We start from the raw sequence: 18,412 nt of genomic DNA, 5'->3' as shown, positions 1-18,412 counted from the left end.
TCTCTCGATCGCTTCCTCCGCTTCTCAATTTCAACGGGGATCGCATGATGATGGTACGGATGTATCGGATGTATCATACATGCTCCGGCCGTAGTAAATAACATCAATAAAATCGTACGATCTTGCGGTTTTCTGTTGTTGGATGACCATAGCTTCAACTACCTTGGCTATGATGGAGTACGAGGAATAGCCTGAGATAGTTCAGCAGAGCGTTCATTGAAGTGCCTGACATACATAATAGCCGCACTCACCAATAAGATGCCTTGGTGGGCGCGGCTCCTGTCAACCATGAATACCAATGTTATGTTTGTTGATCTAACAATCTTAACAGGCTGACCACTGCTTCTGCACGCGTCACTGGCTCATTCGGTGCAAAATAGTTGTTACTCCGGCCGATCAGGATGCCGTGCGAATGAAGCGTTTCAACAGCTTGTTTCGCCCAATCGGCAATCAGATGATCATCGGCAAAGCTCGTTCGTTCCGTTACCGGCAAGTCTTCATCGATCATTCGTGCAAGCACCGCCGCCATCTCCACGCGGGACATCAGTCGCTGTGGCCGAAAGCTGCCATCTGCAAAACCTTTCACGATGTTTGCCTCAGTCGCTATAGCGATAGCCCGTTTGGCCCATTCTCCGATTTGCTCCCGGTCGCTGTACGAAAGGGAATGGTTGTCCTTGTTCTCTCCGTTAAGCTGCAACGCGTTGATCACCATAACGATAAATTCCTCTCGCGTAACGGAACGATCAGGGCGAAAGGTTCCATCCGGATATCCGTTGATGAACCCCAGTTCCACAGCGCGTCGAATCGCGCTTTCTGCCCAATGCCCGGCAATATCAGAAAATGGCATCGACGATTCATGAGCAGCCGTCTCTCGAATCACGGTCAGCGTATATCGCTTCTCGGTACCGTCTTCCGCACGAACGACAAACGTGAACTCATTGTTGCCGCTTGCCAGCTTCTTGCTGATCGGCGCCGAGCGTGACAAACGTACACCATCAACGTACACTTCGGCCGCATCGTGCGCTGCTTGAGCAGTAAATACCATTTCCTCTGCATCTGTAAATACGGTGTAATCATACACATCAGGAACAAACGAAGGTTGTAAAGTTAACATCCGACCGTTTGCCACTATTTCCAGTGATGAAAGCGTGGCATCGTTGGAAACACGATCCGTACGGGAAGACGATGATGACGATGATCTTCGCTTGCGCTCGTCCAGCACGATCACACTTACCTTCGCCTTGATATTCAGCGGATTGTTCACCCACTCAGTCAATTGCAAGGTGCCTATAAATTCATAACGACCAGCCACCTTGCCATTGTATTCAGGGTGAACTTCATTCCAGCTCACTTGCACCTCAATCGTGCGAAGATCGTCCAACGTAACATACACCGAATCGGGTACGGAAACATCCTGCAACTTCGTGTTATAAGGCACATATATCGTATCTGGCCTTTGAATTTCCGCAATCGTTAGCAGGCGCTCAATGTATAAAGAATAAGTGCGCTCCTCCTGTTCATTTTCTGATATGACTTGGATATAAATCGAATTGTCACCAATCTCGAGCACCGCTTCTTGCCCGCCAATCACCTCATACGATGCCGATGAGTCGTAAGTCGAAGCTGTTACTGTCACGCGATCCATTGAATAAGGTACCGTCAAATAATAAGTAAACAGATCCGGATTGAAATTTTCTAAAATTTTACCATTGATTCGAATCTCAGACAACTTGGCATTCGACCCCGGCAAAACACGAACCTGCAGCTTTACCTTCAATTTATCCGGGTTCAGATAATATTCGGGCAATTGCAAGCTTCCAGATATCCAATATGTCCCGGATTGATCCGGATTGTAATCAGAATTCTCTATTTCCCAATTGACTCCCACATCCGGCTCCAATGTCTCGTTGTGCAGTTGTAAAGAAACCTCGGTTGGCAAATATTGCGCTAGTTGCTCGCTCGTGATATGCTTGCTTACTTCAAGCGTATTGAGATCATTCACCGCTTTTACCACAGCATACGGCGTTGCGCTAACCGGTTCTGACAACTGGCTTCTGCTATTCCCTTCGGTAACGGCTTGCACAGCAAACCAATATGTTGTCCCTGCCTTTAACTCATCGGCCAGCCATGATGTGTCCTTAAGCGGCTCGTCATTTAATGGCTTCCAGTTCGATAAATCCTTCGTATCCGGCGGCTCTGATCCTGTAGCCATATAGATTGCGTAAGCGGAGGCATCAGAAACCGCCTCCCACTCAAGCTGCACAGACCCTTCTCCAGCATTTGCCGTTACGTTAGTCGGAGCATCTATATCAACCTGCCCGATCGCATATAAATGTCCATCGTAAGAGCCCACATAAATCGTACCATCGGCACCGATGGCCGCTGATGAAGTAATCGAACCTTCAGCCTGAAATGACCAACGCAAATTGCCCGCTGAATCTATCGCGTACAAATTGCTGTCGTGAGTTCCGACATAAAGGATGCCATTGGCATCGACAATCGGCGTAGCATAAGTAACATATCCAAATTCCGCTGACCATTCGGGGCTAACGTCATCCGCCGCTTGTTGCGGCGCAAATGCATAGAGCGCCAAACCAGTCTTTAAATAGATCGTACCGTCAGCTCCGATAACCGGAGTGCTGTAGATAGAATCTTTTGCATCAAACCTCCATTGTAATTGACCCGACGAATCCAGTACATATAAATTCCCATCCTCTGAACCCAGGTAGATCGTCCCATCAGTTCCGATTGCCGGTGTCGCTCTGATCCCGCTGCCCGTTTCAGTTTCAAAGGTCCATTTCGGCTTGACATCATCCGCATCTTGCTCCGGTTCAAATGCATAGAGAATACCGTCGGAATCCGCCACATAGATCTTGCCATCAGCTGCAATTACCGGGGACGACCTGATCATCGGCCAAAATGCTGATATTTTGTATGCCCACTTTTCCCTTCCCGTGTCTCCATCGTCGGAAATTGCATGAAAAGTACCGCCCTGGGTTGCGACATAAATCGTCCCGTCCGCCCCGATGGCTGGTGAAGGGGACACGAAAACCGGTGACCCCATTTTCAAATCCCATTTCAAAGTACCGTCTGGATGAATCGCATATAAATAACTGTCATCCCCCCCGACATAGATCGTCCCGTCGGCTCCGATGGATGGCGACGAATAAATGCCGGGGTTGCCAAAATCACTGCCATGGATCGCAAATTTCCATTTCTGCTCGCCACTCGCCGTCAACGCATACAAATGCCCGTCGTCTGAGCCGACATAAATTGTACCGTCTGCAGCGATCGCCGGTGATGAACGTACACGACCTTCAGTTTTAAATGACCATTTCATATCAAACGCTTCGCTGCCGGAAAACCTCGACTGTCTCGTCCAGTTAAACGCCGTCGGTTGAATCGCTTCCAGGTCATATTTCCCTTGCTCATATCCAGAGCCTTGTTTAAACGGCTCAACTGCAGATACTTCAACGCCGCCATCGACAAGCATAATGGCCATACAACAAAAAATAGCGAATAACAGATTGAATGTTTTCTTTTTCTCCATTTATATTTCCCACCTATCCAACATTCTGACCAGCATTACAACCGCTTCTGCGCGGCTGGCCTTTTCGTCCGGTACGAAACGGTTTGCGCCGCGGCCATCGACAATGCCAAGTTTGCGGATGGCTTCAACCGCCCCTTTCGCCCACTGCGGAATCGCTTCATCATCGGCAAAACCGGTTGACGCATTATCGTTAAGCTGCTGCTTTAACGCCCGAGCGATCATCATCGCCATCTCCGCACGGGTAATCTGCGCATTTGGCCGGAAGCTGCCATCGCTGTATCCGATCACGATGCCCGCTTGTGCGGCCTGCGCAACGGCTTGCCTGGCCCATCTGCCAATCTGGTCATGATCCGTGAATGTTAGCGCAGCACCGGTACCTTCCAGTTTCATCGCGCCTGCCAGCATCACAGTAAACTCGGCGCGAGTGACCGGGTTATTCGGCTTGAAGGTGCCATCCGGATAACCGCTGACGATCCCTTTCGCTGTGGCGCGCTTGATGTAGTCCTCCGCCCAGTGTCCGGCGATGTCTGTAAATGCAATAACCGGTTCGGTTGTCTTTGGCATTTCACGATATACGGTCAGCGTATAGGTTTTCTTCGTGCCGTCTTCTGCTTGTACCGTGAGCACAATTTTATTGTCGCCTTCCTCCAGATCGACCTGAATTCTATCCGCAACCACCTTGTCCTTCCATACCACTTTCGCCGCGGAGTGGGCTTCTTTGATCACCATCTCAATTCGTTCGCTTTCTGTACGAGCGGTATATTCCGTTGTTTCCGACGCAAATGAGGGACTGAGCTTCAACTGTTTGCCCCCCGCCCATACTTGCAGATCCGCAAGATCCGCATTGTTGGATAACATACGACCGCCCCCGCCACCACCGGAACCTCTGTTACCTCCTGGTGCTCTTGGTGTCGCTGTCGCTGCGTTGGAGAAATCGCTGGCTCCTTCTGCAGAGACAGCCTTCACTGCGAATACATACGTTGTTCCGTTCGTCAATCCGGTGACGATATAGGAGTTCGCTGGAACATTCGATTGAATGAGCTTCCAGTTCGCCGGATCGACCGGAGCTGATGTGCCTTCCGCTTGGTAAACCGCATAAGTCACGCTGCCTGTTCCCGTGACAGCCTCCCACTTTAATGTAACGGAACGATCAGCCGACGAAGCTGTTAAATTCGCCGGTGCAGGTATCGTTGCAATCGTATATTGCTCTTCCATTACATCACTGTCGAGCATACCGTCCTTCGCGGCAATTGCCTTGAGCGTCATCTCTGTTGTCACTTCGATGGGCACGGAATATTCGGTGCTGCTGCTCGCTGGTTCGCTGCCGTCCGTCGTGTAGTAGATTGTTGCTCCCTCGGTCGCCGTGCTCAATGTCACCCTTGTGCCAGACGGAACCGCACCGCCCGCAGGACTTGCCGCCGGCTTCGATACTTGCTCTGGCTGTTCTGCTTGTAAGAGACGCTTCACATGAAGGGTATAGGTGGCTTGCTCTTGTTGATCCTCTGCCGTTACCAGGATGTCAATTCGATTTGAGCCGACCTGCAGCGGTTGTACTCCGCCACGCACAACCTCGCCGACGACTTCATAGTTCGCAGCCGGATCGTAAAGTGCCGCTGTTACGGTCACTTGCTCCGTTGCATAAGGAACCACAACATCGTAGGTATAAATATCCGGATCAAAATGTGCCAACGGTTCTCCGTTCAGAGTAATGCCGCTCAGGCTCGCATTCGTATTCGGCCATACATGAACAGCGATTTTGGCTTGCAACTGTTGTGGATTGCGAACATATCCCGGCAATTGCAACTCCCCTGTAATCTCGTACGTTCCGGCTTGATCCGGGTTATAATCGGCATGCTTCAGATCCCATTTCACATCTGCATCCATCGTGCCAGGCAAGCTCGATAATTGAATTGGAATATGTTCGGGAAGGTATGCCTCCAGCATTTCTGGTGCAACTCCCTTGCCAACCCCGATCGCAACGGGAGATGCGACAGCCGCAACCGTTGTATACGGCGTTTCGGATGTTGGATCCGAATAGCCGCTTTCGCTCTCATCCTTCACGGTCGTTACAGCAAACCAATACAACTTTCCGGCAGTCAAATCGTCGACCGTATAGGACGTTCCTGTTACCGGTCCCTCATCATTGTCAACCATCCATCGGTCGACAACGGGAGTCGTACCTTCGTCAGCTTCTTGCCTATAGACGTTATAGCCATCGACCGCATCGGTTGCCGTCCAACTTAGCTCCACTTCCCCGTCTCCCGCTGTCGCCTGCAGGCCGGTTGGGGGGGCTTCAACGATAAGCGCCAGGGAATGGTAATCGCCACCCGCAATCAACTGAATGTCTGACAAGCCCTCGATTTTCTTTGGCGTGGGTTGATCTTCCGTATCGCCATGCCCTAATTGGCCATACCTACCATATCCAAACGAATACACATCTCCTGACTTCGTTAAAGCAAGGGAATGATTCCCCCCGGCAGCGATCGCCTGAACGTCCGACAAGCTCTCGATTTTCTTTGGCGTGGATTGATCTTCCGTATTGCCATGTCCTAATCGGCCATACATACCGCGTCCAAACGAGTACACGTCTCCTGACTTCGTTAAAGCAAGGGACTGATCTTCCCCGGCAGCTATCGCCTGAATGTCCGCCAAACCCTCGATTTTCTTTGGCGTGAGTTGATTTTCCTTATCGCCATGCCCTAATTGGCCATACATACCGCGTCCAAACGAGTACACGTCTCCTGACTTCGTTAAGGCAAGGGAATGATTATCCCCGGCAGCTATCGCCTGAATGTCCGACAAACCCTCGATTTTCTTTGGCGTGATGAGTTGACTATCCGTATTGCCATGTCCTAATTGGCCATACCTACCATATCCAAACGAATACACATCTCCTGACACCGTTAAAGCAAGGGAATGATTCCCCCCGGCAGCTATCGCCTGAATGTCTGACAAGCTCTCGATTTTCTTTGGCGTGTATTGATCTTCCGTATCGCCATGTCCTAATTGACCATACCTCCCCCTTCCAAACGAGTACACGTCTCCTGACTTCGTTAAAGCAAGGGAATGGAAATCGCCAGCCGCAATCGCTTGAATGTCTGACAAACCTTCGATTTTCTTTGGCTTGGGTTGATTTTCCGTATTGCCATGTCCTAATCGGCCATACATACCGCGTCCAAACGAGTATACGTCTCCTGACTTCGTTAAAGCAAGGGAATGTTTACTCCCGGCAGCGATCGCCTGAACGTCCGACAAGCTCTCGATTTTCTTTGGCTCGAGTTGATTTTTCTTATCACCATGTCCTAATTGGCCATAATCATCAAGTCCGAACGAAAATACGCCGGGGACAGGTGTGCTCTCGCTCACCGTTACGCTGAGCGTTGCATCGCTTCCTGCACTGAACGTAAAGACCAATTTAGTCGTACCGATCGGCAGGTTAACCAGGTATTCTTTTGTAATGGTGACGATATTGTCAGTTACGTTGTAATCCGTGCCTTTCAATAACGATGTTGTACCATTCGTAATATCTATGAGCGTATTGCCATTCAACTCCATCGTGACAGTGATATCACGTTGATTCAGGATGTTCTTGTCGAACGACGCCTCGTCCGGATCAATGGTGCTGTCTTGCTCTTCAACGGCAAGCGCTAGGGAATGATTGGCCCCGGCAGCTATCGCTTGAATGTCCGTCAAACCTTCGATTTTCTTTGGCTCGAGTTGATTGGCCGTATCGCCATGCCCTAATCCAGACGTACCGTTTCCAAACGAGTATACGTCGCCTGACTTCGTTAAAGCAAGGGAATGGAAATCGCCTGCCGCAATCGCCTGAATGTCCTTCAATCCCTCGATTTTCTTCGGCGTGAGTTGATCATCCGTATCGCCATGGCCTAATTGGCCAGTATTACCCCTTCCGAACGAGTACACCTCTCCGGACTTCGTTAAAGCAAGGGAATGGAAATCGCCAGCCGCAATCGCCTGAATGTCCGACAAATCCTCGATTTTCTTCGGCTCGAGTTGACTATCCGTATCGCCATGTCCTAATTGGCCATACCTACCATATCCAAACGAATACACATCTCCTGACACCGTTAAAGCAAGGGAATGATTCCCCCCGGCAGCTATCGCCTGAATGTCTGACAAGCTCTCGATTTTCTTTGGCGTGTATTGATCTTCCGTATCGCCATGTCCTAATTGACCATACCTCCCCCTTCCAAACGAGTACACGTCTCCTGACTTCGTTAAAGCAAGGGAATGGAAATCGCCAGCCGCAATCGCCTGAATGTCCGACAAACCCTCGATTTTCTTTGGCGTGGATTGATCTTCCGTATTGCCCTGTCCTAATCCAGACGTACCGTTTCCAAACGAGTATACGTCTCCTGACTTCGTTAAAGCAAGGGAATGGAAATCGCCAGCCGCAATCGCTTGAATGTCTGACAAACCTTCGATTTTCTTTGGCTTGGGTTGATTTTCCGTATTGCCATGTCCTAATCGGCCATACATACCGCGTCCAAACGAGTATACGTCTCCTGACTTCGTTAAAGCAAGGGAATGATTAGCCCCGGCAGCGATCGCCTGAATGTCCGACAAACCTTCGATTTTCTTTGGCGCGAGTTGATTGGCCGTATCGCCATGTCCTAATTTGCCATACATACCCATTCCGAACGAAAATACGCTGACCAAGTTTGCATTTGTCTCTGATTCTTTAGCAGACACGTTGCCATAGGGGACTGAAATCAGAAACGACTGGATGAGCAGCAAAGCGATGCACAGCTTCACCAAGCCGTTCCCCCTAGTGCTTGTATATGATGGTTTCATGCTTTTTCCCCATGGATTCATCTCTTACAAATCCTCCTTCAAGTTAATCTCTGCATAGCTTCACCCCATCTATTGTATATTCTTCCAATCCCATTGTGATCAACCCTGCCCGGCACAAAAGATCAAAAAGGTTGAGCAGGGAAGTGGAGATACTTTATTAAAAAAGGAACGAGTCAGAACAACTGCAGTGTTCTGGCACGTTCCAACGCTTGTAATCGATTTTTGGATTGCAATTTGCCATAGATGTTGTTAATGTGGGTTTTTATGGTTGCTAGGGAAACATTCAGTTTGAACGCTATTTCTTTATTAGACATTCCCGTTTCCATCAACCGAAGCACGCTTTGTTCTCTGGCTGTTAAAACAACCACCGTTCCTTCATGGGGAGTACCGGCTTCCCTTTCGACTTGCGGAATCAGTCTTCGCAGCCGTTTCACATAGGATAAAGACACCTTATGGCTGGGGCGGCGATGCTGTTTTTGACGCAGTTGGATATATTGATCCAATAATTGGCCAAAAGCTGCCCCTTCGTCAACAAAGGTTCGGATATACCCTTCCGGCCGCGCCAATGCCAGCGCTTCTTCCAGTACGTCCATGGAGTCCGAAATCCTTCCTTGTAAGGACAGGATCATACTCTTATGAACGAGCAGACGAATTCGGTCGCTTTGCCGTCCTTCTTCTATTGACAGCTGGAGCAGTCGTTCCGTCAATGCTGCGGCTTCTTCCATTTTTCCTTGCTCCGCCAATATAGAAGCGAGTAAATCATATTCCTTGATCATGGATAGCGGAATTTCATCACGGAATCGGAGGCCGCTCTTTCTCAGCCATTGTTTCACCGGTTTCTCGTCTCTTTGCATCCGGCCCAGCATGGCTCGAAACAAGGCGATTTTCCCGGACAAACGGGAATTCTCCATCTTGGACGTGAGTTGGGCTAACTCGCGTAATATATGATTTGACGTCTCCTCGTCTCCTTGTACAGCGGCAATACGGGCGAGCCATAGCGCCGCGATGGTCGTCAGGCTTCGATGATTATACAATCTTCCAATCTCATAAGCTTGACGCATCACCTTCTCCGCATCGACCAAACGATTTCGTTCGTACTGCATTTTGCCTAAGTCGATATAGAGATGAGCGACAAAATAAATATTTCGGGTTTCGGACCAAATCGAAAGCAGAGGAGTCAGTACCTGTTCCGCCAGTTGAAGGCTGTCATCCGACACGTAGATGTCAAACACCGGATGATAACCGTCCCGGTCGCTCCCGAACCCGATCAAAAATTCGCCTTCCGCATGTTTCTCGACATATTCCTTTGAAAATTGAACGGCATATTCAAATTCACGATCCATAAACGTGCGAAATGCGGCCAGAAAAGCAAGTCCGGCATGTAATGTTTCGGTTGCCGAAGAAGGAAGGGAAGCGGTGTTCTCTTCCAGCCAGCGAACCGCTTGCCAATACCCGTCTGTGGCCGCTTCGACATGCCCGGACATGTATTGGGAGGCAAGCTTTGTCAACAGCATCATCGGCCTGGCAAATAACAGCGTGTCGGGAATTGCGCTCAACCACGTGCAAAGCGTCGTCCATTCATTGGTCATCAGCTCCGGTGTCATCTCCTCTATCAATGATAGCGCATGTTCATAATCGGCAGCCGCAAGGTAATGATCTACCGCTTCATGCGGATAACCGTTCTCTTCCAACCATTTTCCCGCTGTCATGTGAAGTGTTTGCCATTGCCGCGGCTCGCGCATTTTCAACTGCGCCGTCAAAAATTGCCGGAATAAATGATGATACCTGTACCACTCCCGCCACTCGTCCAAAGCTACAAGAAACAAGCTTTCCTTGTCTAATTGTTGCAGATACGCATGACTTTCGGCTATACCGGTTACCGCTTGACAAAGTTCGCCCTTCATCCGGTCCAAAATGGAAGTATAGAGTAAAAATTGCTGCATCGTTGCGGATTGTCGAGAGAACACCTCATCAAAGAAGTAATCCGATATATCGCGCTCCGTTCCCGCCATCTTCCGGATTCGGGATACAGGATCGGCATGTTCCTGCAATGACAAGACCGCCAGTCGCATCGCCACTGCCCAACCCTCTGTCTTTTTTTGTACGGTCGCCACATCTTCATTGGATAATTGTATACCACCGCACTTCGCAAAAAATTCAGTCGTTTCGTCCGGCACAAACCGGAGATCGCTCGCCTCCAACGAGATCAGCCTATTTTCTGCTCGTAGTCTGGAAAGAGGAAGCGCTGGAGAATTTCGGCTTGCAAGATAGAGATGGACATGTAGTGGTAAACGTTCCAGCAGATAAGTGACGCCCTGCAAGATGGACGTTTTTTCGATATGATGAAAGTCATCCCATACGAGCACCATCGTGTGTGAAATGCGATGTAGCCCGTTGATGAGCGCAGCAATCAGCGACACACCCGATGGATCTTCTGCGGCATGACGAAGGACGTCCTGTTGGTCAAAAGACGGATAAGCTTGTTTTAACGCTGCAATGGTATGTGCCCAAAAACGCATGCGATCATTATCCCCTTGATCGAGTGAGACCCAGGCGACAGGCTTTTCCAGCGTCATCGCCCATTCACCGAGCAAGGTGGTTTTGCCATACCCGGCTGGTGCTGTGATCAAAGTAAGTGTGCGCTCCAAACCTTCATGTAAACGATGAATGAGGCGTGAACGCACGACCAGCTCGCTTCGTGATTGGGGAATATGAAGTTTCGTGGCTATGATCATGGTTTGACCCCTCCCTTTGACTATAAGCATCAGGAATGAACATTTTCCTTACCATTTTACCAAAAATCTTTTATTTTGGCGGGGCTATCCCTGGTTACACAACGCGGAAAAGTTATGATGTTGACTATTCACAAGGATTGGCGGATCATAGTAGTACAGAACCGGGAAGAACCCGCGAAACTGCCCCTTCTGCGTTCATATCATCGTCGTTAAAATGGATTTTAACATTTCAATCATTCTTTCAATAAAGATCGTAATGATAAAAGGACGATGATTCGCGATGCAAATCCATAATCCGTAGCCAGTAACAGATACAGCCCCAAAAACGGCTGCATCCCGATAAAGTTTCTTTCGAAGCAATCCCAACATCGGCAAACCGATCAAAGGCGCCAGCAGGATGTGAAGCATCAACATGTTCAATTCATCCTCCTTTTCGCTTCTCGAACGAGCGTCTGACCCATGTTGTCACCAGCAACAAAAAGGGGATCAGCAGAACAAAGAAACTGTCATAGATGAATGTATATTTTTCATCCCATTCCTCGTTCTGGATCGGGTTTTCATAAATAGACAAGGCGGTCGCCGACAACAAAATGGTCAAACCCAGAAAGTGAGGCCACCGGGTTTTGGGACGGAAAACTTGACGCAGCGTTTCGGAAGCTCCGTAAACGAGTACCAACAGCTTGATAAAAATCAGAATCAGTAAAATAACGGAGATAATGGAATGGATGTTGACGATCACCTCTCCGATGGAAATTTCCTGCACGGTCGTATACACTGGAAAGGTAAGTTGTGACGCCCTCTCCACTCCTAATAAACCGATAATCATAAACAAGGTCATGCTAAGAGAAAGGGAAGCGGTCATCAACCCAAGCAAAAAGGGGCGTGTTGCCCCCTGTTTGACCAGCGGAAACAATATCGTGAGCGCAATAGTTTCCATATAGGGAAAGCCCAAAAAGGAATGGTATTGCAGGATGGCTCCCAGGTCGGAATGGAAAGCTGGCTGAAGTCTTCCCCAATCCCAGTTCACCATTGCCAGCAACAGAACAAACCAGAACGGGAAGAACAAAAACGGAGTGATGATTTGATTTAATCGTCCGATGGCTTCCGTCCCCTGAGCGACCGTGTAAAAGGCGACAAGCAAAAACATGACGTGAAAAACGGTTTTCGGCGTCTCCGGCATGATGGTTCCATTTAAAAAATCGCTTAAATTTCGAAGAGCCCATCCAGCCAAAATACAGAAATAAAGAAAATACAGGACGGAAACAAGCGTTCCCAGAGAACGTCCCCAAGCTTCCAGCGGGATTTGCACCAGACTTTTGCCCGGGTAATATCGGAAAAGAAAAATCCAGAACAGACCGACGAGTATGCCAAAACTTCCTGCCCACAAGGGCATGAGCCAGGCATCCTGTCCCGCCTGTACGACCAGCCGCCCGATCAGCACGAAAAGGGTGGTTCCGAGGATATAATTGATTGTCAGCAGATAAAACTGGAATCGGGAAATCATTGGCTTCATCCTGTTCCTCCATAAGGTTGACTCATGCTTCCCGTTCGGAGCAGCCGGGTATTTGCACGAATCTCAATTTGCGCATTTTTCGCCGCTTGGTCGATATCCGGATGATTTGGCGTTTGTTTGCGCAACAAGTCGTTGATGCTTAACAGATCCCAGCCACGCTCCCTTATCATTTGATAGAAAGCAAGCGACTCGTCTGCTATGATCTGATTCAGTCTGTTTTCAAGTCTCTCCACCTCGTTCCGAGACTTCGGGACGAACTCGATTGTATAGGCAGTGGAAAGTTCGAGGTCCAAGCGGATCCGAACGACAGGTTGATCGGATTTCCAGAAGACCTCACGTTTTATGCGAACCAGTCTCAATTCCACGGATACCTGTTTTCCTTCCACCTGAAACTGTCGCACGTGGCGACCTCGATCGCCATTTAGCAAATGGTACCAGACCAGCTGCGTATCATTCAGTTTGCCCGCCATGCGATAATCACGGAAAACCGCCCCGCCTCGGATGATAAAGTTGTTTTGATTGGCGTCGATATCCGCCGACCTTTCCCCGCTGTTGGAAGAAGGTGCCTCTGTCATTCCGGTGATCAACGGTAATACGATCGTATCCAACTTTTCCATCCGTTCAATCACATCACTGACCTTGATCTGTTTTCCCACTAGGAGCGAATTCCGGATCAGCAGGTCGACCCTGGAATCGATTGTGTCAGACGGCACCCGCTCCAGGGGAGTTAATGTTCTCATGACCTGAGATAACGGTCCGTCGACGATCAGCATCGGGACCGACGAGCGGCCGTTGGGTTGCATTTCGATAAAGTTGACAATATCGCGCATGTCTTGTTTGGCGGCCCGCTGGGAAACGAGCAGCACCTTGCAGTGGGCCATAAATAACTTGCGCGGCAACATTTTGTAAATCGTAGATTTGATTTCTCCAAAAGACGATCCACTGATTTCGTAAGTGTATACAGGGGCTTGTTCGCCTCCCGACGTACCTTTGGCGGAAGTGCCGCTGAGCGGGTTGATGATCTGGTAATACACGGTTATTTTGTCGCTCTCCGGATCGCTGTCCACCCCCATCATACTGACCAGCGCCAGTTCGTTCATTTCCGTTCTGTCCCAGCAAGCCGTAAGCAGGGCGGTAAACATCATCAGGATGAACAGACCCGCTGCATACCGGTTGGTCATGTTTGATCCTCCAAATTACCTTTTTCTCTTCATATTCCGAATATATCCGGGCAGACCGTTCGGATTCAGCCAGGGCCGGGGCAGCCGCACCAACACATCTTTCCAATCGGTTCCTATGTACGGGGAAGCGGGAGTGAAGTAAGGAACGCCAAAGGACTTAAGCGACACCAGATGGGCAACCAGAAACAGGGCACCGCATAAAATGCCGAAAAGGCCCATAAAGCCGGCCAACAGCACGAACGAAAAACGAAGCAGGCGTTGTGACATGCCAAAGCTGTAAACCGGAACGACAAAATTGGTGATGCCGGTTATGGCAACGACAATGACAATCGCGGCGGAAATGAGACCGGCTTCCACCGCCGCCTGCCCCAGTACAATCGCCCCCACGATCGAAAGCGCCTGTCCGACCGCCCGCGGCATGCGCAGCCCCGCCTCCCGGATAATTTCAAACACGACTTCCATTAACAACACTTCGAAGATGGCGGGAAAGGGGACCCCTTCCCGCTGGGCGGACAAACTGATCAGGAGTTGGGTCGGGATCAGTTCCTGTTGGAACGTCGTGGCCGCGACATACAAGGAAGGGACGAACACGGCCGTAAAAAAGGAAATCAACCGAATCCAGCGAATAAACGTGGCGATGTCCGCTCGCTGATAATAATCTTCAGGAGAACTGAAAAACTCGAAAAACGTCATGGGGGCAAGCAGGACGTTGGGCGTTCCGTCCACCATCACGGCCACTTTACCATCCAGCAACTGGGCAGCTACCATATCAGGGCGTTCGGTGTTGGTAAGCGTCGGAAAAGGAGACCAAATCCGGTCCTGGATGAATTCCTCCACATAAGCGCTTTCCAGCACACTGTCCGTCCGGATGGCTGACAATCTGCCGCGCACTTCCCGGACCAGCGATTCCGGGGCGAGGTTCTCCATGTACACCATAAGCAAAGTCGTCCCGGTTTGATTGCCGATGTTCATTTTATCAAACCGGAGGAATGGGTTGCGGATTCGTTTGCGGACAAGCCCCACATTGGTCAGAATGCTTTCCGTAAACCCTTCGTGCGGGCCGCGAATGGTCGATTCCGTCTTCGGTTCTTCAACGGAGCGTTGTTTGGGTTCAGTCACATTGATGAGACAAACGCGCTCCCTTGCAAAATCGGTTAGTGCGCAATGGCCTGCAAGGAGAGCTTGTACGGCATGTTCCCGCAACTGTTCATATGGATCGAAAAAGGAAAATTCACGCAAAAAACCGCTCTCGGCGGAACGAGACGCTTCCCCTTCGGAAAACGTATGTTCCGTGAACGATTTCAAAATGTATTCGTCAATCGATTTTTTATTGACCATCGATTCCAGATACAGGCACTGCACGGTTTGTTCCCCTTGGGCAAACAAGGATCGGCAGACCAAGTCTGGAGGGAACCCGAGGGCTGATTGAATGTCTCCGAAAAAATCATTCTTAATCAATAGATTTTGTTTTTTTCCTGCCATCGACGAACCTCCAGATTCTCACATCTCATCATTATCATTGTTTCCTATTGGGTGGATTCTTATTCCATTGGCAGTTATGCTGTTGCAAATTATCGTGAGGTGAAATCCATACGAGACATTCAAGAAAACGTCCAAGCCGGGAAAGGTTGCGCCGGGAGTGCGAATGTGACTGTGTAGGAAGCACTTCGCATCGTTCACGCGATCAATGCCCAATTCCTGCATCAGCTTGGATTGCAGTGCCTGTGAAAAGTTAATGCCCTTCTCCAGCGCGGCGGCGTTCAGCCAAGCCGGAAGCGTGACCGTCCGATTGACAGAACGGTTCACTTGCGCCTGCGGATAGATGGCATATAGACATCAATCAGCACAGCGCGTTCGTTCGCTTGCGTGGTTTGAATCTGGGAAAGCGGCGTTGGAGCGGGAATAGGTTCGCCATCTTCTTCCAGCCCGTACAGGACAATGCCGAGCAGTTCCCGCGCGGACAAAAGCGCATCGTGATCGTCCGTTCCGCTTGTCGCGCAATCCAGATCAGGGAAAACAACAGCGATTTCCTTGCCGGGGTCATAAGTGAAAACGGCAGGGTAGAAATATCGCTCCGGCTTCTTCATGTCGGATACCTCCTTTGAATGGTCGGGAGGGAGCCGGGGCTATTCAAACTTTAACCCCGACCGCCGTTCAATGCTTTTGAGCGTAGGAACGGGAATGTCTTTGTCAGGATGTTTGACGGTTGTTCGTCCCTTTTGGGTTGGGTGCTTGAACTGGTGATGACTTCCCGAGAAAAATCCACGGTAACAAATACTATTATATTTGTCAATTGAGAACGCAAACTAATCCGCCTTTTTAAGGTATCTTCCAAGTCTTGAACCAGTAACGATATTGTCCGAACGTCGGCAATTTATCCTGCGGAGGAAGAATAGGGACGAGTGCTTTCCCGTCTAATACTTTATTTTTCAGTCCATCATCCCGATTCCTGACCCATCATTTCACGAATTAAACCAGACCCTCCAGGCTCCTGCATTCGACAAGTTTCCGAATATGCAAAAGAAGAGCTCTCGATTCACCATTAAGGTATATCGAGAGCTCTTCTTCGCGACATCGATGCGGTCGAGAGGACAATGGTATCAATCTAACGCAGCACAATCTTGTTCAATGCCGTTTGTATATCTTCCTTTCATGCTTTTCCCAAACGGTTTAATAAAATAAACCATTCTCATAAAAACAGTTTTTCTTCAAAGAACTACCGTCATTTTCTTAGCAATCTCAGATAATTTTTGGTTTTTTAAAAAGTCCTCCATTTTCTCTTCAGCCGATACCATCACCTTCTGAACTAAACACTCTGATCCATGATTCATTTCACAGTCGAATAAGGAGGCGGAGCCTTCAATGGCATGAATCACGTCGAGAAACGAGATTTCTTCCCAATTCCGTTTTAAGCGATATCCACCATTGGCTCCTGAAGTCGATTCAATCATTCCTGCCTTGACCAGCTTGGTAAGGATTTTGGATAAATACGTTGGAGAAACCTCTTGTCTCTCCGCCAATTGCTGTACGCCGATAAGTTTGTTCGGCGGGAATGCGGCAAGAAAGAGCATCGTATGAAGAGCATAGTTTGTCGCTTTAGAAAATTTCATAACGTGATGTTCACCTCAATTATGGACTTTATGTGCCCATAATAACTTTTTATATTGGCTTATGTCAAATATCGCCTCCCTTATTACTCCTTTATTCGTTGTAACTGGCAACACTCCAAGACCTACGATTCCACTGAACCTTTACCATATGGAACAAAGAAAGTAAGAAGAAAACCACTCGCTGCAACGAGGGCTAGTGACCAAAACGCGGCTTGAATTCCTTGATGCATATTGATCGGAAAAGAGAATGAGCTGTAATCTGCGGTAATTGTCACCAGGGTGATGAGCAGTGCCCCGCCCATTGACATGCCCAATGTACGTATGGCCGTGGTCATCGGCGAAGCGTAATTCATCATCGAATTCGGCAAGCTCGCCATGGCAAAAGCAGTAATTGGGGTCATCATAAAACCGACCCCGGTCATAAGCAACGCATATAACCCTACCAACAGACCATACGGAGCGTGAATCGATAGCGCTATCGTTAATAGAGCCGTTACGGCGGCTATCCCGAAGAAGCCGATCCGAATCAAATAGCGACCGCCATAACGGTCGTAGATTTTACCCGATACCACTCCGGACACCCCCATCAGCAATGCACCTGGGAGCAGCATTAGCCCCGATTCTCTAGGCAGTAGTCCCCTGACATTTTGTGCATATATCGGGAGCAGCAGTTCCACCCCGGCCATCACAATGAACAGGACTACGCCTATAATCGATGCATAAGTAAATCTCGGGTAACGAAATACGTTGAAATCAAGCAAAGGGACGGCCAGTTTGAATTGGCGCTTCACAAACAGAAACGACAGTGCGAATCCCACGATAAGGAAGGTCAGCGCAAGCTGAATCCCTTTTCCCTGATCGCTAAGGATACTAAATCCATACAACAGACTGCCGAAGCCCAAACTTGAATAAAGAATCGATCTCCAGTCCAATTTCGCTTTATGCGTATCCCAAACGTTTTCCAAGCAATAATAGGCGACAAACAGGTTCGCGATCGCTATGGGCGCCACCCCATAGAATAAGATTCTCCAAGAATGATGTTGAATCACGAAGCCGGAAATCGTCGGCCCCAGTGCAGGGGCGAGTCCCACAATGAGACTGGCCAGTCCCATCGCTGCCCCGAGTTTTTCCTTTGGGAACACTAGGATAATCGTATTCAGGAACACCGGTACCAGCAATCCGGCGCCAATCCCCTGAATAATTCGTCCGCTTAGGATCAATGTGAAGTCGACGGAGAAGCCGGCAATTAGCGTCCCTGTCGTAAAGGCCCCAGCGGATGCGAAAAACAGGGTTCGCGTCGAGTATTTTCCGATCAGGAATCCCGTCACAGGGATGACAATTCCAGAAACCAGAAGATAGACGGTGATCAGCCATTGCGCCCGATTGACCTGGATTCCAAGGTCAAGCATCATTTGTGGCAAAGCCGTGTTCAGCATGGTTTGCATGAGTTGTGCCAAAAAATTCGCGACGATTAGAGATGCGACAATGATTACAGGTTTTCTTTTCAT

11 protein-coding genes are annotated in these 18,412 nt (G+C 49.2%); all 11 read right to left on the bottom strand.

What is annotated here, in order from left to right:
- Positions 1-301: 301 nt before the first annotated feature.
- The gene (locus tag NYE74_RS29060; protein WP_341005393.1) at positions 302-3,550 is read right to left on the bottom strand and encodes an S-layer homology domain-containing protein; all 3,249 of its coding nucleotides are present in this window, start codon (positions 3,548-3,550) and stop codon (positions 302-304) included.
- Positions 3,551-8,326 (bottom strand): RCC1 domain-containing protein, encoded by a 4,776-nt coding sequence (locus tag NYE74_RS29055; protein ID WP_341005392.1) that lies wholly within the window; start codon positions 8,324-8,326, stop codon positions 3,551-3,553.
- A gap of 212 nt (positions 8,327-8,538) precedes the next feature.
- Positions 8,539-11,100: a LuxR C-terminal-related transcriptional regulator gene (locus tag NYE74_RS29050; RefSeq protein ID WP_341005391.1), complete on the bottom strand. Its 2,562-nt coding sequence runs from the start codon at positions 11,098-11,100 to the stop codon at positions 8,539-8,541.
- A gap of 195 nt (positions 11,101-11,295) precedes the next feature.
- The gene (locus NYE74_RS29045; RefSeq protein WP_341005390.1) at positions 11,296-11,514 is read right to left on the bottom strand and encodes a hypothetical protein; all 219 of its coding nucleotides are present in this window, start codon (positions 11,512-11,514) and stop codon (positions 11,296-11,298) included.
- A 7-nt stretch (positions 11,515-11,521) separates the two neighbouring features.
- Entirely contained in the window at positions 11,522-12,613 is a 1,092-nt protein-coding gene (locus NYE74_RS29040; protein ID WP_341005389.1) for a GerAB/ArcD/ProY family transporter, read from the bottom strand.
- Positions 12,610-13,794, bottom strand: coding sequence for a Ger(x)C family spore germination protein (locus tag NYE74_RS29035; RefSeq protein WP_124331894.1), 1,185 nt, complete (start codon positions 13,792-13,794; stop codon positions 12,610-12,612). The genes NYE74_RS29040 and NYE74_RS29035 overlap by 4 nt, the downstream gene beginning before the upstream one ends.
- A gap of 15 nt (positions 13,795-13,809) precedes the next feature.
- Positions 13,810-15,276 carry a spore germination protein gene (locus tag NYE74_RS29030; protein WP_124331895.1) on the bottom strand — a complete coding sequence of 489 codons (1,467 nt, stop codon included), beginning with the start codon at positions 15,274-15,276 and terminating at the stop codon, positions 13,810-13,812.
- Positions 15,277-15,596: 320 nt separating this feature from the next.
- Complete coding sequence (locus NYE74_RS29025; protein ID WP_213509925.1) at positions 15,597-15,881, bottom strand: type II toxin-antitoxin system HicB family antitoxin; 285 nt, start codon at positions 15,879-15,881, stop codon at positions 15,597-15,599.
- A 39-nt stretch (positions 15,882-15,920) separates the two neighbouring features.
- Complete coding sequence (locus tag NYE74_RS29020; RefSeq protein ID WP_227872737.1) at positions 15,921-16,070, bottom strand: type II toxin-antitoxin system HicA family toxin; 150 nt, start codon at positions 16,068-16,070, stop codon at positions 15,921-15,923.
- Between the two features lie 432 nt (positions 16,071-16,502).
- Positions 16,503-16,904, bottom strand: a complete 402-nt coding sequence (locus NYE74_RS29015) for an Rrf2 family transcriptional regulator (RefSeq protein WP_036623450.1) — start codon at positions 16,902-16,904, stop codon at positions 16,503-16,505.
- Positions 16,905-17,026: 122 nt separating this feature from the next.
- On the bottom strand, positions 17,027-18,412 hold the full coding sequence (locus NYE74_RS29010; RefSeq protein WP_036628256.1) for a DHA2 family efflux MFS transporter permease subunit: 1,386 nt from the start codon (positions 18,410-18,412) through the stop codon (positions 17,027-17,029).

The organism is Paenibacillus sp. FSL P4-0127 (assembly GCF_038007325.1).
GTDB lineage: Bacteria > Bacillota > Bacilli > Paenibacillales > Paenibacillaceae > Fontibacillus > Fontibacillus macerans.
This window is presented reverse-complemented; position numbering and strand designations above follow the sequence as displayed.

What these genes read in the sequence shown, in the direction of transcription:
- NYE74_RS29060 (WP_341005393.1), bottom strand. Translation starts at nt 3,550, where the DNA reads ATGGAGAAAAAGAAAACATTCAATCTGTTATTCGCTATTTTTTGTTGT.
- NYE74_RS29050 (WP_341005391.1), bottom strand. Translation starts at nt 11,100, where the DNA reads ATGATCATAGCCACGAAACTTCATATTCCCCAATCACGAAGCGAGCTG.
- NYE74_RS29045 (WP_341005390.1), bottom strand. Translation starts at nt 11,514, where the DNA reads ATGTTGATGCTTCACATCCTGCTGGCGCCTTTGATCGGTTTGCCGATG.
- NYE74_RS29040 (WP_341005389.1), bottom strand. Translation starts at nt 12,613, where the DNA reads ATGAAGCCAATGATTTCCCGATTCCAGTTTTATCTGCTGACAATCAAT.
- NYE74_RS29035 (WP_124331894.1), bottom strand. Translation starts at nt 13,794, where the DNA reads ATGACCAACCGGTATGCAGCGGGTCTGTTCATCCTGATGATGTTTACC.
- NYE74_RS29030 (WP_124331895.1), bottom strand. Translation starts at nt 15,276, where the DNA reads ATGGCAGGAAAAAAACAAAATCTATTGATTAAGAATGATTTTTTCGGA.
- NYE74_RS29025 (WP_213509925.1), bottom strand. Translation starts at nt 15,881, where the DNA reads ATGAAGAAGCCGGAGCGATATTTCTACCCTGCCGTTTTCACTTATGAC.
- NYE74_RS29015 (WP_036623450.1), bottom strand. Translation starts at nt 16,904, where the DNA reads ATGAAATTTTCTAAAGCGACAAACTATGCTCTTCATACGATGCTCTTT.
- NYE74_RS29010 (WP_036628256.1), bottom strand. Translation starts at nt 18,412, where the DNA reads ATGAAAAGAAAACCTGTAATCATTGTCGCATCTCTAATCGTCGCGAAT.